The 15,787-nt window shown below is 65.8% G+C and carries 13 protein-coding genes; 6 read left to right on the top strand and 7 right to left on the bottom strand.

The features are described 5' to 3' along the window. Positions 1 to 3: 3 nt before the first annotated feature. Together JL101_RS20610 and JL101_RS20605 are read left to right on the top strand one after the other, a co-directional pair. Positions 4 to 783 carry a sulfite exporter TauE/SafE family protein gene (locus JL101_RS20610; RefSeq protein WP_203096573.1) on the top strand — a complete coding sequence of 260 codons (780 nt, stop codon included), beginning with the start codon at positions 4 to 6 and terminating at the stop codon, positions 781 to 783. A gap of 360 nt (positions 784 to 1,143) precedes the next feature. Continuing rightward, the gene (locus tag JL101_RS20605) at positions 1,144 to 2,409 is read left to right on the top strand and encodes a polyhydroxyalkanoate depolymerase (RefSeq protein WP_203096625.1); all 1,266 of its coding nucleotides are present in this window, start codon (positions 1,144 to 1,146) and stop codon (positions 2,407 to 2,409) included. A 45-nt stretch (positions 2,410 to 2,454) separates the two neighbouring features. Here the strand turns inward: JL101_RS20605 and JL101_RS20600 are convergent, their stop codons facing one another. The 5 genes from JL101_RS20600 to glpK all read right to left on the bottom strand — a co-directional run bounded on the left by JL101_RS20600 (position 2,455) and on the right by glpK (position 8,387). After that, positions 2,455 to 3,534 (bottom strand): sn-glycerol-3-phosphate import ATP-binding protein UgpC, encoded by a 1,080-nt coding sequence (locus tag JL101_RS20600; RefSeq protein WP_203096574.1) that lies wholly within the window; start codon positions 3,532 to 3,534, stop codon positions 2,455 to 2,457. A gap of 6 nt (positions 3,535 to 3,540) precedes the next feature. Then, positions 3,541 to 4,386, bottom strand: coding sequence for a sn-glycerol-3-phosphate ABC transporter permease UgpE (ugpE, locus tag JL101_RS20595; RefSeq protein WP_203096575.1), 846 nt, complete (start codon positions 4,384 to 4,386; stop codon positions 3,541 to 3,543). Positions 4,387 to 4,398: 12 nt separating this feature from the next. Continuing rightward, positions 4,399 to 5,283, bottom strand: a complete 885-nt coding sequence (ugpA, locus tag JL101_RS20590) for a sn-glycerol-3-phosphate ABC transporter permease UgpA (protein ID WP_203096576.1) — start codon at positions 5,281 to 5,283, stop codon at positions 4,399 to 4,401. Positions 5,284 to 5,433: 150 nt separating this feature from the next. Beyond that, on the bottom strand, positions 5,434 to 6,759 hold the full coding sequence (gene ugpB / locus JL101_RS20585) for a sn-glycerol-3-phosphate ABC transporter substrate-binding protein UgpB (protein WP_203096577.1): 1,326 nt from the start codon (positions 6,757 to 6,759) through the stop codon (positions 5,434 to 5,436). A 128-nt stretch (positions 6,760 to 6,887) separates the two neighbouring features. Next, a complete protein-coding gene (gene glpK / locus JL101_RS20580) occupies positions 6,888 to 8,387 on the bottom strand; it encodes a glycerol kinase GlpK (protein WP_203096578.1) in 1,500 nt (499 codons plus the stop codon). 183 nt (positions 8,388 to 8,570) lie between these two features. On the opposite strand from glpK, the gene JL101_RS20575 reads away from it, so the two are divergent. Next, on the top strand, positions 8,571 to 10,841 hold the full coding sequence (locus tag JL101_RS20575; RefSeq protein ID WP_203096579.1) for a CheR family methyltransferase: 2,271 nt from the start codon (positions 8,571 to 8,573) through the stop codon (positions 10,839 to 10,841). Positions 10,842 to 10,862: 21 nt separating this feature from the next. On the opposite strand, the gene JL101_RS20570 is transcribed toward JL101_RS20575, so the two are convergent. After that, positions 10,863 to 11,894, bottom strand: a complete 1,032-nt coding sequence (locus JL101_RS20570) for a chemotaxis protein CheB (protein ID WP_203096580.1) — start codon at positions 11,892 to 11,894, stop codon at positions 10,863 to 10,865. A gap of 120 nt (positions 11,895 to 12,014) precedes the next feature. Here JL101_RS20570 and JL101_RS20565 point away from each other — a divergent pair, with 120 nt between their 5' ends. From JL101_RS20565 to JL101_RS20555, 3 genes are all read left to right on the top strand, one after another. Then, positions 12,015 to 13,034 (top strand): chemotaxis protein CheB, encoded by a 1,020-nt coding sequence (locus JL101_RS20565; RefSeq protein WP_228435019.1) that lies wholly within the window; start codon positions 12,015 to 12,017, stop codon positions 13,032 to 13,034. Positions 13,035 to 13,183: 149 nt separating this feature from the next. After that, positions 13,184 to 14,257: a sensor histidine kinase gene (locus JL101_RS20560; RefSeq protein ID WP_203096581.1), complete on the top strand. Its 1,074-nt coding sequence runs from the start codon at positions 13,184 to 13,186 to the stop codon at positions 14,255 to 14,257. Positions 14,258 to 14,581: 324 nt separating this feature from the next. After that, positions 14,582 to 14,761 (top strand): hypothetical protein, encoded by a 180-nt coding sequence (locus tag JL101_RS20555; protein ID WP_203096582.1) that lies wholly within the window; start codon positions 14,582 to 14,584, stop codon positions 14,759 to 14,761. A gap of 78 nt (positions 14,762 to 14,839) precedes the next feature. Here the strand turns inward: JL101_RS20555 and ubiG are convergent, their stop codons facing one another. Further along, positions 14,840 to 15,649, bottom strand: a complete 810-nt coding sequence (gene ubiG / locus JL101_RS20550; RefSeq protein ID WP_203096583.1) for a bifunctional 2-polyprenyl-6-hydroxyphenol methylase/3-demethylubiquinol 3-O-methyltransferase UbiG — start codon at positions 15,647 to 15,649, stop codon at positions 14,840 to 14,842. Between the last annotated feature and the right edge of the window lie 138 nt (positions 15,650 to 15,787).

Raw genomic sequence — 15,787 nt, 5'->3', positions numbered from 1 at the left:
ACGATGGACCAGCATACCGTACTGACCCTGATCGACGCGGGCCTGCAGCAATGCGGGGTGGATTTCGGCCGCGACGGCGGGCTGTTCGCCAGCCTGTTCATGGCCGGCCTGGTCGGCGGCTGGTCCCACTGCGCCGGGATGTGCGGCCCCTTCGTCCTGGCCCAGGTCGCGACGCGGCTCGAAGGGGTCCCCGCCAGCCGGATGACCGAGTTCCACCGGCTGACCGGCGCCGCGGTCCTGCCGTACCATTTCGGGCGCGCAACGACATATGCGGGGATCGGCGCGGCGGCGGCGCTGCTGGCCGGCGGCATCGGCGCCGTGCCGGGCCTGCGCTGGGTCACCGGGGCGCTGCTGGTCTTCGCCGCGCTGTTCTTCCTGGTCCAGGCCCTGGGCGGCCTCCTCGGCCGGGCTCCCCGCTCGGGCAAGAGCTCCGGCGGCAGGGTCCGGCGCCGGTGGGCCGACCATGTGAGCGGTCTGGCCAAGCCGCTGTTCGGCCGGCCGACCGGCTGGCGCGGCTACGGCCTCGGGCTGGCGCTGGGCTTCATCCCCTGCGGGCTGCTCTATGGCGCGGTCGCGGTCGCAGCGGCCAGCGGCAGCCCGGTGGCCGGCGCCTTCGGCATGGTGGCCTTCGCCGCCGGCACGGTGCCGAGCCTGCTGGCGGTCGGGCTGGCCGGGCACGTGGCCGGGCGGAATTTCCGCGGCGTGGTCGCCCGGGTCGCCCCGCTGATCATGGCGGCCAATGCCGGCGTGCTCGGCTACATGGCCTGGCGTATGGTCGCCTGACACTGGCAGATCCCGTAACCCGATCCAAAGCATACGGCAAAAGGGTGTGAACTGCTTCGCACCCGCGACATATCCGTTGGTGCTACGGTTGTTGGGGTCGGCATGACCATGCGGCATTAAGACCGATCAAATGCCGAACTTTTTTGTTGCGGGATATGCCGGCAGCGCGCAACTTTCCTGCTCTGCGGCACATTTAAGCTGCGCTGCGGCTATCAATGGTTCGATAGTTCATATTTACGACTATGAAACAATTGCTACATCAAGCTGTTCGCAAGGGTAAGCGGCAACAAGTCGCAGGATCGCAGCGCAGCAAAAAACGAACGCCGCGGCGTCACTCAAACGGTGTATGTGAGGGGAATCTTGCTCTACCAGCTCTATGATCTCCAGCACGCGGCCTGGTATCCCGTACGCCTGATGGCGGAGGCCACCCAGACCGCTTTCCAGAATCCGTTCATGCCGGCCTCCTACACCCGGATCGGGCGCACGATCGCCGCCGGGGCCGAGCTGTTCGAGCGGACGACGCGGCGGTTCGGCAAACCGGAATTCGGCCTTCCGACCACCAAAGTCGATGGCGTCGAGGTGGCTGTCCGGGAAGTCCCCGTGCTTCGCAAGCCGTTCTGCGACCTGATCCATTTCGAGCGGGACACCGACAAGGTGCATCCCCCCGTGCTGGTCGTGGCGCCGATGTCCGGCCACCACGCCACCCTGCTGCGCGGCACGGTCCAGGCCCTGCTGCCGGAGCACGACGTCTACATCACGGACTGGCTCGACGCCCGCAAGATCCCGCTGTCACGCGGCAAGTTCGACCTGGACGACTATATCAGCTACCTGATCGAGTTCATGGGGCACCTGGGTCCGCACACCCATGTGATGGCTGTCTGCCAGCCGACCGTGCCGGTGCTGTGCGCGGTGTCGCTGATGGCCCAGAACGACGATCCGAACCAGCCCGCCAGCATGATCCTGATGGGCGGCCCGATCGACACCACGGCGGCGCCGACGGTCGTGACCGAGCTGGCCGAGAACAAGCCGCTGAGCTGGTTCGAGCGCAACGTCATCCAGACCGTCCCGGCCTATTACCCCGGCGGCCTGCGCCAAGTCTATCCCGGCTTCATCCAGCTCACCGGCTTCATGTCGATGAACCTGGACCGCCATGTGGGCGAGCACGTCAAGCTGTACCAGCACCTGATCCAGGGCGACGGCGACAGCGCCGAGCAGCACCGCAAGTTCTACGACGAGTACCTGTCGGTGATGGATCTCCCGGCGGAATTCTACCTCCAGACCGTCGAGAACGTGTTCCAGAAGCACTCTCTGCCCAAGGGCACCATGCAGTGGCAGGGCCAGCGCGTCGATCCCTCGGCGATCCGGCACACCGCGATGATGACGGTCGAAGGCGAACTGGACGACATCTCGGCCCCCGGCCAGACCCGCGCCGCCCACCAGATCGTCTCCAGCCTGCCGGCCGAGAAGCGCGGCGACCATCTGCAGAAGGGCGTCGGCCATTACGGCATCTTCAACGGCCGCCGGTGGCGCGAGCAGATCCTGCCGAAGGTCCGCGACTTCATGCTGACCCACGACACCTCCGGCCGCTTCGCGCCTCCGGCGTCGCAGCAGGTCGCGGCGGAGTAGGAAGAAGGAGGGGCGACGCCACGCCGCCCCTCCGGCAGCAATGCCTCAGAGCCTGCGGCCGCCCTGGCGGTCGAACAGGTGGACCTCCCCCGGCGTGATCGCGAAGTGCAGCGTGTCACCCGTCGCGACGCGGGCGCTGCCGGGCAGGCGGGCGAGCAGCGGATCGCCGCTCGATGCAAGGCGGGCATGGACCACGGTGTCGGCTCCCAGGGCCTCGACCAGTTCGACCCGTACGGCGATGTCGCCGATTCCCCGACCGCTCTCCAGCGTCAGATGCTCGGGCCTGATGCCCAGGGTGACCTCCCGGCCCGCGGCGCCGGCTATTCCCGTTTCCCCCGGCAGCGGCACGGCATGGCCGCCGTTCAGCTCGACCCCCGCGGCCGTCAGCCTGGCCGGCAGGAAATTCATCGCGGGCGACCCGATGAACCCGGCGACGAAGGTGCTGGCCGGCCGGTGATACACCTCCATCGGCGTGCCGATCTGCTCGGCGACGCCGCCGTTCATCACCATCATGCGGTCGGCGAGCGTCATCGCCTCCACCTGGTCATGGGTGACGTAGAGGCTGGTGATGCCGAGCCGGTCCTGGAGGCGGTTTATCTCCACCCGCATCTGGGTGCGCAGCTTGGCGTCCAGGTTGGACAGCGGCTCGTCGAACAGGAACACTTTGGGCTCGCGCACGATGGCGCGGCCCATGGCGACGCGCTGGCGCTGTCCGCCGGAGAGCTGGCGGGGGCGGCGGTCCAGGAAGGGCCGAAGCTCCAGGATATCCGCCGCCTTGTGGACCCGCTCCTCGATCTCCGGCTTGGACATGCCGCGGATCTTCAGCCCATAGGCCATGTTGTCGTAGACGGTCATGTGCGGGTAGAGCGCGTAGTTCTGGAACACCATGGCGATGTCCCGGTCCTTGGGCTCCAGGTCGTTGACCACCCGGCCGCCGATCGAGACCTCGCCCGCGCTGATCGTCTCCAGCCCGGCGACCATGCGCAGCAGGGTGGACTTGCCGCAGCCCGACGGCCCGAGCATGACCAGGAACTCGCCGTCGCCGACCGCGCAGTCGATCCCCTTGATCGCCTCGAAACCGCCCGCATAGGTCTTCCGCACGCCGCGGATACCGACTTCAGCCATTTTTCTTCACTTCTCCGAATCGACCAGGCCCTTGACGAACCAGCGCTGCATGAAGACCACGACGGCGATCGGCGGGATCATGGCGAGGATCGTGATCGCCATGATCAGGTTCCACTGCGTGTCCGCGTCCACGAACGAGATCATCTTCCGCAAGCCGATGATGATCGTGTTCATCTCGTTGTCGTTGGTGATGAGCAGCGGCCACAGGTACTGGGTCCAGCCATAGATGAACAGGATGACGAACAGCGCCGCGATGTTGGTGTAGGAGAGCGGCAGCAGGATATCCTTGAAGAACCGCATCGGCCCGGCGCCGTCGATCCGCGCGGCCTCGATCAGCTCGTCCGGGATGGTCATGAAGAACTGCCGGAACAGGAAGGTCGCGGTCGCCGACGCCATCAGCGGCAGCGTCAGGCCGGTGTAGGTGTCGATCAGCCCCAGGTCGACGATCACCTGGTATGTCGGCAGGATCCGCACCTCGACCGGCAGCATCAGCGTGATGAAGATCATCCAGAAGAACAGCATCCGGCCGGGAAAGCTGAAGAACACGATCGCGTAGGCCGACAGGATCGAGATGATGATCTTGCCGACCGCGATGGCGAGCGCCACGACCAGCGTGTTCAGCAACAGCCGGCCGACGCCGACGCCGCCGATGGTCCCGATGCCTCCGAAGGCGCCGCCGTAGTTCTCCAGGAAGTGCGGCCCCGGCACCAGCGGCATGGGCGGTGCCATGATCTCCGGCGTGGTCAGGGTCGAGGCGACGAAGGTGTAGTAGATCGGGAAGGCGACGATCAGGATGCCGAGGATCAGGATGAAGTGGGCGAGCAGAACGCCCAGGGGACGCCTTTCAATCATTGTGGGGCTCGATCATGCGTAATGCACCCTGCGCTCGACATATTTGAACTGGACGACGGTCAGCGCGATGACGATCACCATCAGGATCACCGACTGGGCGGAGGAGGCCCCGAGGTTCAGGTTCACGAAGCCGTCGTTGTAGACCTTGTAGACCAGGGTCTCGGTCGCCCGCGCCGGTCCGCCGCCGGTCACCGCGTGGATGATGCCGAAGGTGTCGAAGAAGGCGTAGACGGTGTTGACCACCAGCAGGAAGAAGGATGTGGGCGACAGCAGCGGGAAGACGATGGTCCAGAACCGCCGTCCGGGCCCGGCGCCGTCGATCGCGGCGGCCTCGATCAGGGATTTCGGGATCGCCTGGAGCCCGGCCAGGAAGAACAGGAAGTTGTAGCTGATCTGCTTCCAGGCGGCGGCGCCCACGACCATGGCCATGGCCTGGTTGCCGTTCAGCAGCGGGTTCCAGTCGAACCCGGCGCGCTGGAGCATCACCGCCAGCGTGCCCATGGCCGGGCTGAACAGGAACAGCCACAGCATGCCGGCGATCGCGGGGGCGACGGCGTAGGGCCAGATCAGCAGGGTCTGGTAGACGCCCTTGCCCTTGACCACCCGGTCGGCCATGACCGCCAGCAGCAGCGCCACCACCAGCGCCACGACGGCGACCGACAGGCTGAAGACGACCGTCACCTTCAGCGAGTTGATGTAGTTGGGATCGGACAGCACCAGCTCGAAATTGTCCAACCCCACGAAGCGGCTGCTGAAGCCGAAAGGATCGTCCCGGTAGAGCGATTGGCGGACCGCCTGGAAGGCGGGCCAGAAGAAGAACACCAGCGTGATGGCGATCTGGGGGGCCAGCAGCAGGTACGGCAGCAGCCGGTTGGGAAAGACGACGCGTCTTGACATGAAGATCCGTGAAAAGGGCGAGCGGAGCCGCGCCGTAGGTCGGCCTCGACCCGGAGGGGCGACGCCGACGCCATGCCGGAATGCCGGGGCATGGCGTCGGCGTTCGCCTTCGGCGAAGGCCGACCTACGGTGCGGGGATGGCCGCCGGGTTTACTGGTAGGCCTTGGCCGCTTCCTTGATCGCCTCGTTGGAGCGCCGGACGGCGTTGTCCAGCGCGGTCTTGGCATCCTGCCTGCCGTTCAGGAGGGCCTCGATCTCCTCGTTCTGGATGTCGCGGACCTGCGGCATGTTGACGAGGCGGATGCCCTTCGAGTTCTCGGTCGGCTCCTTGCCCATCATCTGCTGGATCGGGATCTCCCGGCCGGGGTTCTTCTCGTAGAACCCTTCCTTCTTGGTCGCCTCATAGGCGGCCATGGTGGCCGGCAGGTAGCCCGACACCTGGTGCAGCCTGGACTGGACTTCCGTCTTCGACAGGTAGGTGAAGAACTGGGCGACGCCCTTGTAGTCGGCGGCCGGCTTGCCGGCGAAGACCCACAGGGACGCGCCCCCGGGAACGGTGTTCTGCGGGGCTCCCGCCGCTTCCGGATAATAGGGCAGGTTGCCGGTGCCGAAATCCAGGCCGGCCTTGACCATGTCGCCGATGCCGCCCGACGATTCCGGCAGCATGGCGCATTCGCCGTTCAGGAACTTGGCCTTTGCCTCCGACGTGCGGCCGCCGTACTGGAAGGTGCCGTCCTTCTGAAGCTCCGCCAGGGTCGAGAAGTGCCGGATGTTGAGCGGGCCGTTGATCTTCAGTTCCGGCGTCAGGCTGGTCAGGCCGTTCTGGTCGGTGGCGTAGGGCAGGTTGTTCCAGGCGCTGAAGTTCTCCAGGTGGATCCAGGTCGGCCAGGTCGTGGTCATGCCGCAGGACTGGCCCGAAGCCTTGATCTTCTTGGCCGCCTCGAAAACTTCCGGCCAGGTCTTGGGCGGCGCCTCGGGGTCGAGGCCGGCCTTCCGGAAGCTCGCCTTGTTGTAGTACAGGATCGGCGACGAGCTGTTGAACGGGAAGGACAGCATGGTGCCGTCGGCGGCGCTATAGTACGAGACGATGCCCGCCAGGTATTTGGACTTGTCGAAGCTCTCGCCGCCTTCCTTCATCACCTCGGCGACCGGCTTGATCGCGCTGCGCGCACCCATCATCACGCCGGTGCCGACGTCGAACACCTGGATGATGTGGGGCGGCTGCCGGGCGCGGAAGGCCGCGATGCCGGCGTTCAGGGTCTCCGGATAGGTCCCCTTGTAGACGGGGACGACCTTGTACTCGCTCTGCGTGGCGTTGAATTCCTTCGCGAGGTTCTCGACCGTCTCGTTGTTGGCGCCCGACATGGCGTGCCACCACTGGATCTCGGTCTGGGCGTGCGCGGGGGCCGTGCCGGCGACCGTCATGGCAAGAAGGGCGAACGCCGAAACGGCGATCGTCGCGTGGATGCGCTGCATTTGTCTCGTCTCCCGATTTTCACGATGGGCCAAATGGTTAGCCCTCCGCTATGTCTCCGCCGTGACGGTTCGATTAAGCTTCGATGACCATCCGCCGGTTGAGACGCATTCTAAACTTCTTTTCAGGGTTACGCCAGATCGCTGCGCACGCGGCGGACCGCCCGCCGCCATCCGTCGTACAGGCGCGTGCGGTCGGCCGGCGGCATGGCGGGCTCGAACAGCCTTTCCCGCTGCCAGGCGGCGGCGACGCTGTCGAGGGAGGCGTACACTCCCGTACGCAGGCCCGCGAGGTATGCCGCTCCCAGCGCCGTCGTCTCGGTCACGATCGGGCGTTCCACCGGCAGTTCCAGGATGTCGGCCAGGAACTGCATCAGCCAGTCGTTCCGCACCATGCCGCCGTCCACGCGGAGCGCGCTGGGCCGGGTGCCGCCGTCGGCCGCCATGCATTCCATCAGGTCGCGGGTCTGGTAGCAGACCGCCTCCAGCGCCGCCCGGACGATATGGCTGATGCCGGTGTCCCGCGTCAGCCCGATCAGGGCGCCGCGGGCGTCGGGGTCCCAGTAGGGCGCTCCCAGCCCGGTGAAGGCCGGCACCATGTAAACGCCCTGGGTATCGGGCAGGTCGTTGGCGTGCCGTTCCGAGGCCGCGGCGTCGGCGATCACCCTGATGCCGTCGCGAAGCCACTGCACCGCGGCCCCGGCCACGAAGATCGAGCCCTCCACCGCGTAGGCGGGCTTGCCCTCCAACCGGTAGGCCGTCGTGGTCAGCAGCCGGTTGGTCGAGCGCACCGGCTTGTCGCCCACGTTCAGCAGGGCGAAGCAGCCGGTGCCGTAGGTGCTCTTGATCATGCCCGGCTCGAAGCAGGCCTGCCCGACGGTGGCCGCCTGCTGGTCGCCGGCCATCCCGGTGATCGGCACGGGAGCCCCGATGAAGTCGGCTTCCGCCATGCCGAAGTCGGCGCTGTTGTCGAGCACGCGCGGCAGCAACGCCCGAGGAACGCCGAACAGGCGCAGCAACTCGTCGTCCCAGTCCTGGGTGTGGATGTCGAACAGCAAGGTGCGCGAGGCGTTGCTGGCGTCGGTCGCGTGGACGGCTCCGCCGGTCAGGCGGAACAGCAGGAAACTGTCGATGGTGCCGAAGCACAGCTCGCCGCGTTCTGCCCGCGCGCGGGCGCCGGGCACGTGGTCGAGCAGCCAGCCCAGCTTGGTCGCGGAGAAATAGGGATCGATCAGCAGGCCCGTGCGCTCCGCCACCAGCGCCTCGACGCCGTCGGCGTGGAGCCGGCGGCAGGTCTCCGCCGTGCGGCGGTCCTGCCAGACGATCGCGTTGTGCAGGCCCTCGCCGGTCGCCCGGTCCCACAGGGCCGTCGTCTCGCGCTGGTTGGTGATGCCGATCGCCGAGATGCCGTCCGCGGTCAGGCCCGCCTCCTCCAGCGCAGCGCGGCAGACCACCGTGGTGTCGCGCCAGATATCCTCCAGGTCGTGCTCGACCCAGCCGTCATAGGGATAGAACTGGCGAAGCTCGCGCTGCGCCGTGGCGACCGGCAGCCCTGCGCTGTCGAACACGATCGCCCGGGTCGAAGTGGTGCCCTGGTCGATGGCGAGCACATGCACCGCCTTTTGCGCCATTATATCCCCCCGTCGATTGTTGTTATTGGTGGTCCATTCTCCACCTTCGCTGAAGCCGACTGTGGATGACCGCGCTCCGAAGTGTCAATGGCGCGTGAACGCCGGCTGGTTTTGCGGACGCAAGCCGATTTGGCCATTGGAAACCCTTGCGCTAGTATCCGCGCCCCTGCCACCGCCGAGGCCATGATGGTTGACGAGAAGCCCTCGAACCCTGAACTGGAAGACCTGATCCATCACCTGCAGGAGATGCGCCAGGTCGACTTCCGCGGATACAAGCGGACCAGCCTTCAACGGCGGATCCAGCAGCGGATGGCCGAGGTCGAGTGTCCGGACTACGCGACCTACCGCGCGCTGATCGACAGCGACCCCAAGGAAGTCTCGAACCTCCTCAGCACCGTGCTGATCAACGTGACGTCCTTCTTCCGCGATCCGGACTCCTGGAGGGTGCTGCAGGAGGAGGTCGTTCCGCAGATCATCGAGCGCAGGAAGGACAAGCACCCGATCCGGATCTGGAGCGTCGGTTGCGCCTCCGGACAAGAGCCCTATTCGGCGGCCATGCTGTTCGCCGAAGCGCTGGGCATCGAGAATTTCTGCCGGTCCGTGAAGATCTATGCCAACGACCTGGATGAGGATGCGCTGCGGACGGCGCGGCTCGCCACATATGTCCCGCGCGATGTCGAGGGCGTGCCGCCTGCTCTGCTCGACAAGTATTTCGAACGCTCCAGCAACCACTATGTCTTCCATCGCGAGTTGCGGAAGTGCGTCATCTTCGGGCGCCACAACATCGTGCATGATGCCCCGATTTCCCGCGTGGACCTGCTGATCTGCCGCAACCTGCTGATTTATCTGGATACCAAGACCCAGGCCGCCGTCCTGCCCAGGCTGCATTACGCGCTGAACACCGGCGGCTTCCTGTTCCTCGGCAAGGCCGAAACCCAGCTCGCCCGGTCCAAGCTGTTCGAATCGGTCAATCTAAAGAGCCGGATCTTCAAGAAGGTCGGCCAGGAATGGCAGCGCAGCCTCGGCGGAAGCCTGGCCGTCACGACGGAGAACAACCCGGTGCGCAAGGTCAACCAGAACCGCCTGCTGGAAGCGATCGTGGACTGCAGCGCCACGGCCTACCTGGCGGTCAGCCCCCAGGGCCACGTCCTGCTCGCCAACACCATGGCCCGGCGCCTGCTCGATATCGGGCCGGGGGATATCGGCAAACCCTTCCAGGATCTCGCCATATCCTATCGCCCGACCGAACTGCGCAGCCGCATCGACGAGGTACAGATCACGAACCGCTCCTTGCGGCTGGACAATCAGAATTATCACCGCCCGCCGGCGGATCCGATCTGGCTGACGATCGACATTTCTCCGATCCATGGCGAGGACGGGCAGCTCATGGCGACCCTGCTCGGGTTCAATGACACCACGCGGGCCCGCCTGCTCCAGCGGGAGCTGGAGGTGACCCAGGAAACGCTGGAGACCACGGTCGAGGAGCTGCAATCGTCCAACGAGGAACTGGAGACCACCAACGAGGAGCTTCAGTCGACCAACGAGGAGCTGGAGACCACCAACGAGGAGCTCCAGTCGACCAACGAGGAGCTGGAGACCACCAACGAGGAACTGCGCTCGACCAACGAGGAGTTGGAGACCACCAACGAGGAGATGCGCCGCCAGTCCGAGGAGACGGCCGAATACCGGCTCTATTCCGAAGCGGTCCTGCGCAGCATGGACAACGGGATCATCGTCCTCGACTGCGACCTGAGGGTGAAATCCTGGAACCGCTGGAACGAGAACACCTGGGGCCTGCGGAGCGAGGAGGTCATCGGCCAGCGCCTGGGCAGCCTCGACATCGGGCTGCCCCTGTTCAAGCTGAACGCCGAGATGCGGCAGGTCCTGGACCAGCGCGAGGCAGTGGAGTCGATCGAGTTCAAGGCGATCGATCGGCGTGGCCGCACGCTGGATTGCCGTTTCCGGATACTGCCCCTGGCGTATGGCACCAATGATCTTCGCGGCCTCGTCCTGCTGATCGACGACGTCACCGATCTCCGCCGCACGCAGGATTTCAACCTGTATCTCGGCCGCATCATCGGCGAATCGCTGAACGAGGTCTATATCCTGTCGCCCGATACCCTCCACTTCCAGCTGGTGAACAGAGGCGCCGAGCGGAAGCTGGGCTATCCGCTGGACCAGCTCAAGCAGATGGCCCTGACGGAACTGATGCCCGAGGTTTCCAGCAAGAGGCTGCGCGAGCTGCTGGCGCCGCTGATCTCCAAGGAGAGCGAGGAGGTCGTCTTCGAGACCGTTCTCGATGCGCGGCACCGCGGCCCCTATCCGGCCGAGATCTGCATGCAGTACCTGCACGACGAGGATCCGCCCATCCTGATCGCCATCGTCCACGACACGACGGAGCGCCAGCAGCTCGAACTGGCCGACGGTGCCCGGGAGCAGGGCGGAATGCCCTGAGCGGATCAGCCGGCCGGAGCGTCAGTCCGCTTCAGGCGTGACTGCGCCGGCGGGCGACTGGTTGGACAGGACGGTCCGCAGCACGTCGACATGGCCCCGGGCCTCCTCCGCCGCCGTCGTCCATTTCGCGGCCGCGTGATGCTGGCCCTGCGCCGTGGCGTTCTCCGCCATCCGCTCGAACAGCTTGATGCGTTCGTGGTGGGTGCGGAGCGCCATCCCGAGGGCCTGCTCGAACGCTTCGCCCTGCGCCTCGGCCAGCGTCGCAGGGCTGTATGCGTGGCCGATATGGCAGCGGAACCGGAGCAGGGGGCCGTCCATCACTTCCATCATCGCCCCGCCGCAGTCCGGGCAGGTGATCAGGGCGGGGCGGCCCGATATGGAGTTGTCACTCGTCTCTTCGATCATGGCGATCATTTCCTGCTCGGCGATGCGGGCTTCCAGCTCGATGTCGGCCGGTATCGGCGGCTGCGGTCCGGCGGGTTCCAGGGACAGCCGGCGAATGAGATCCGCCAGCCGCTCCAGGGGAAGGCAGTGGTCGACCGCGACCTTCTGCATGGCATGGCGCGGCATGTCGGGCCAGGCGGCATCGTCCGGATCCTGGACCGCGGCGATGCCGCCGCAGCGCTTCACCGCCAGCAGCCCGGCCGTTCCGTCGTCAAGGGTGCCGGTCAGCACCAGTCCCACGACCCGCGAGCCGTAGGCCGCCGCCGCCGAGCGGAACAGCGGGTCCGCGGCCGGCCGCGTCCTGTTCTCCTTCGGTCCCCTCCTGACCAGCAGATAGCCTTGCCTGACCAGGAGATGCCGGTCGGGCGGCGCGACGTAGATGTGGCCGGACCGGATCGCGTCTCCTTCCGCCGGATGGAGCACCGGCAGGGACGCGGTACGGCCCAGGATCGCGGGCAGCATGCTCTTGGCGCCGGGGCTGACATGCTGGACGATGAAGATGGCGCTCCCGAGATCCTTCGGCAGACCTGCGCACAGGATCTGCAAGGCGCTCACGCCGCCGGCCGACGCCGCGATGACGACGATGTCCCGCCTGTGGGCCTGTTCCATGCGATATCACCTCGATGCGTGCATGTCTCGGCACGCCCTTGCGGGTTTGGACTGTCGGGCCACGACGCCCATACTCCCATATTCCTCACGCCGCGTCGCCATGGATGGCGTCCTCGCCTGTTGTCGAATGTCATGAAGTGTCGAGACATCATCGTCGTGGGGGCCTCGGCCGGCGGCCTCAGGGCGCTCCAGATTTTCGTCGGTGGCTTGCCGCAGGACCTTGCCGCAGCCGTGTTCATCGTCCTGCATATCGGCGCGCGGCGCAGCGCCGCGTCGCGGATCCTGAATTCGTCGAGTCCGCTGCCGGTCGCCGAAGCCATCGACGGCGGAGAGATCCGCAACGGGCACATCCATGTGGCGCCTCCGGATCACCATCTCCTCCTCGAACCCGGACACATGCGGCTGACGCGTGGCCCGCGGGAAAACCGGACCCGCCCGGCGGTCGATCCGCTGTTCCGATCGGCCGCCGAAGCCTATGGCCCGCGGGTCGTCGGGATCATCCTGTCCGGAACCTTGAGCGACGGCACCGCCGGCTTCAGCGCGATCAAGCGGTGCGGCGGCGTCACCGTGGTGCAGGACCCGGATGAGGCTGAATATCCTGGCATGCCGAGCAATGCGTTGCGCTATGTTGGGGCCGACCATTGCATGCCGGTCGGGGATATCCCCGAACTCGTCGTCCGCCTGTCGGGCACAGGCCAGGCCAAGGCTCCGGAAGGTATGCAGGAGCACGGCGAGAGCATGCAAGCACCAGAAAAGGATGACGAGGTGACAGGCAGATACGAAATAGGGCAGCCGGTTTCACTGACCTGCCCGGGTTGCGGCGGCTCGTTGAAGGAAACAATGGTCGGGCAGTTGCCTTACTATACCTGCCACATCGGTCATCGTTTCGCGATCGCCGACATGGATGCCGGCCAGGTCGAGAAGCTTGAGCAGTCGTTCGAGATCGCATTGCGAACCTTGAACGAGCGTGCCGCGCTGTGTCGGCGGATGGCCGAAATGGCACTGGACAATGGGCATAACCTTTCCTCGCGACGCTGGGACGAGGCAAGGGCGGAAGCAGAGGAAAAAGCGAAAGCGCTGCAGCGCTTTCTCGAGCAGGGCTGGATCAGGGCGCCCAGTGCCGAAGAGGCTGGCATCTGAAGATCCTGGCGGGGAAATTCGGTATGTTCTAATAAATTTCATCTCATCCGGCAGAAAATTCAGCTTCTGCGGCAATCGTGCCCGACTTGATTGCCATGGATGTAAATATTTCTTAGGCTAGATTGCTAAATTGAATTCGGTGACGGATCATGAATGGACCTCGGCAGCAGTCCGACGAGCTGGTGGAACTACGCCATCGCCAAGCGGCGACCGGTCAGGAAAACGAACAGCTCCAGACCGCGCTCGAAGACATGACGAGGCGTCTCGATGCCCTGGCCGAAGAGAATTCCTCGCTGCAGGCTGAGCGGAGGGAATTGATCAACGACAATGCCCATCTGCGCCATCTGTTGGCACAGAGCCACGCGCGTTATCTGGAAGCCCAGGTGTCGGTCGGCCGGAACGCTCGGCGCCCCCAGACAGGGCTGGAGGGCGAGATATCGATCCTGAACGAGGAACTGCAGGTTTCCCTGGAGGAGCTTCAGGTCACCGCGGAAGAGCTGGAAAACGCCAATGCCGCCTTGCGGCTGGCCAACGAGACGCTGGAAAAGCAGGTGGCGGAGCGGACCGCCAGCCTGAACCTCGCCGTGGCCGAGCGTGACGCCCTGATCGGCCGCAAGGACCTGCTGATCCGCGAGGTGGACCATCGGGTCAAGAACAGCCTGCAGATGGTCATGAGCCTGCTTCGGATCCAGGCGCGCAGTGCCGCCGATGCCGCCACCCGGCAGGCCCTGCAGACCGCGGTGATGCGCATCCAGGCGATCGCCCAGGTCCACAGCATGCTCTATGCCCGCAACAGTGCCGAAGGCGTCGCCTTCCACGAGTACCTGGACGAGATCTGCACCTTCCTCGGCGAGACCCTGGGCGTGGATGGCCGCCGGCGGAGGCTGGAGGTCGAGGCCGATGCCATCGAGGTTCCGACGGACCTCGCGGTTCCGCTGGCGCTGATAACCGCCGAACTGGTCACCAACGCCTTCCGCCATGCCTTCGCCGACGAGGCCGGCAGCGTCCGGGTATGTTTCCGCCGCTCCGCCGGAGGCGGAGTGGAACTCACGGTCGCCGACGACGGCTGCGGCCTGCCCCCGGATTTCGACTGGTATCGTGGCAGTGGCCTGGGCTTGCAGGTGGTGAAGGCGATGGCCGAACAGGTCGGGGGCCGCCTGGACGTCGCCCGGCAGGACGGCACCCGCTTCACCCTGAAGCTGCCCCTGCCCATGACGCCATGATCCGGCATCTGGTTGGCGTAAAATGGTTGTCGCCTACAGGCGGCCCGCGCCCACGGCTATTCGGCACGGTGATTGCCGCCTCAATCAGAGGGTGCTTTTTTGGTGGAGCGTTCCTCCGTTCATCGTCATGACCGGGCTTGGCCCGGTCATCGCTTGCAGGCTTCATCAGCGTCGCCGTGCAGGGAGATACCCGGATCAAGTCCGGGCATGACGATAAAGGGAAGACAAAATATCTTTAACATCACATTCAGGTTGATTGGCAAGTACCGTGCCGGACAGCCGTGGCCTCCGTCAGGAAATCGTGCGGATATCGAGAGAGGTGGGATGCTGACTCTTGAAGAAATGGTGGCAAGTGGGCAGCGGATTACCACGCTGTTTCAGAACCACCCCAATCCTGCCGGCGAACGCCCGGCCAACGCCAAGCTCCTCGAACGTCTCGATGAACTGAAGGGCATGCAGTCGCTGCAGAGTCGTAAACTTGAGCGGAGGGTTGCGCTTGGATAGTTCCTGGCGAACCGCCGGACCATAGCAAGGCCTCGGATCTTCCGAGGCCTTTGCTTTTGGTGCCGCGGGTTCCCCAGGCTATGCGTCGGCGCCGGCCCACAGCATGTAGTTGGTGTCCAGATCGCGCCGGCTGATCGAGAACTCGTCCCGCAGCGGGTTATAGACCACGCCGGTGATGTCGCGCACCTTGACCCCATGGGGGCGCAGTCCCGCCGCCAGTTCCGAGGGCTTCAGGAACTTGCGCCAGTCATGCGTGCCGCGGGGGAGCCAGCGGAGCACGTATTCGGCCCCGACGATCGCCAGCGCGAAGGACTTCGGCGTGCGGTTGATGGTCGCAAGGAACAGCATGCTTCCCGGATCCCCGCCCGGCTTCATCAGGGTGCAGAGGGAACGCAGGAACAGCGGCACGTCGGCCACGTGCTCGACCACCTCCAGCGCCAGCACCACGTCGAACCGTTCCCCGGACTCGGCCAGGTCCTCCGCCGTCGTGTGGCGGTAATCGACGCTCACGCCGGATTCCTCGGCGTGGAGCGCCGCCACCTTCACGTTCCGCTCGGCCGCGTCGATGCCGACCACCTCGGCGCCCAGCCGGGCGAGCGGTTCGGCCAGCAGGCCGCCGCCGCACCCGATATCGACGAAGCGCAGTCCTTCGAGGGGCCGTGGAGCGGCGGGGTCGCGGCCGAACCGGGCGCATACCGCGTCGCGGATATAGCCGATTCGGATGGGGTTGTACTTGTGCAGCGGCTTGAACTTGCCGCGCGGGTCCCACCACTGCGCCGCGATGGCGCTGAAACGGGCGATCTCCCCGGCATCGACCGTGCCGCCGGAAGGCGCTGCTGCGGAGGCGGAGACGCGGGAAGTTGCTGAGGCGGTGCTTGTGGCAGACATGGGTATGTTCCTGGGTGCCGGTTGCTGCCGGATGCGACTGGAAGTCAGTCGGGGCAAGCTTGCTTCGCTTCCCCCGAGATAGTATGGATACCCCGCCTTGCTGCGGCAATGGAACCGCCTGTTCGCCGGTACCCGATC

The organism is Skermanella rosea (genome assembly GCF_016806835.2).
GTDB lineage: Bacteria > Pseudomonadota > Alphaproteobacteria > Azospirillales > Azospirillaceae > Skermanella > Skermanella rosea.
Note: the sequence above shows the minus strand (reverse complement) of the source record. Positions and strands in the feature narration are given on the sequence as shown.

Coding starts and splice junctions, on each gene's coding strand:
- JL101_RS20610 (WP_203096573.1), top strand. CDS start 4: ATGGACCAGCATACCGTACTGACCCTGATCGACGCGGGCCTGCAGCAA.
- JL101_RS20600 (WP_203096574.1), bottom strand. CDS start 3,534: ATGGCTGAAGTCGGTATCCGCGGCGTGCGGAAGACCTATGCGGGCGGT.
- ugpE (WP_203096575.1), bottom strand. CDS start 4,386: ATGATTGAAAGGCGTCCCCTGGGCGTTCTGCTCGCCCACTTCATCCTG.
- ugpA (WP_203096576.1), bottom strand. CDS start 5,283: ATGTCAAGACGCGTCGTCTTTCCCAACCGGCTGCTGCCGTACCTGCTG.
- ugpB (WP_203096577.1), bottom strand. CDS start 6,759: ATGCAGCGCATCCACGCGACGATCGCCGTTTCGGCGTTCGCCCTTCTT.
- glpK (WP_203096578.1), bottom strand. CDS start 8,387: ATGGCGCAAAAGGCGGTGCATGTGCTCGCCATCGACCAGGGCACCACT.
- JL101_RS20575 (WP_203096579.1), top strand. CDS start 8,571: ATGATGGTTGACGAGAAGCCCTCGAACCCTGAACTGGAAGACCTGATC.
- JL101_RS20570 (WP_203096580.1), bottom strand. CDS start 11,894: ATGGAACAGGCCCACAGGCGGGACATCGTCGTCATCGCGGCGTCGGCC.
- JL101_RS20560 (WP_203096581.1), top strand. CDS start 13,184: ATGAATGGACCTCGGCAGCAGTCCGACGAGCTGGTGGAACTACGCCAT.
- JL101_RS20555 (WP_203096582.1), top strand. CDS start 14,582: ATGCTGACTCTTGAAGAAATGGTGGCAAGTGGGCAGCGGATTACCACG.
- ubiG (WP_203096583.1), bottom strand. CDS start 15,649: ATGTCTGCCACAAGCACCGCCTCAGCAACTTCCCGCGTCTCCGCCTCC.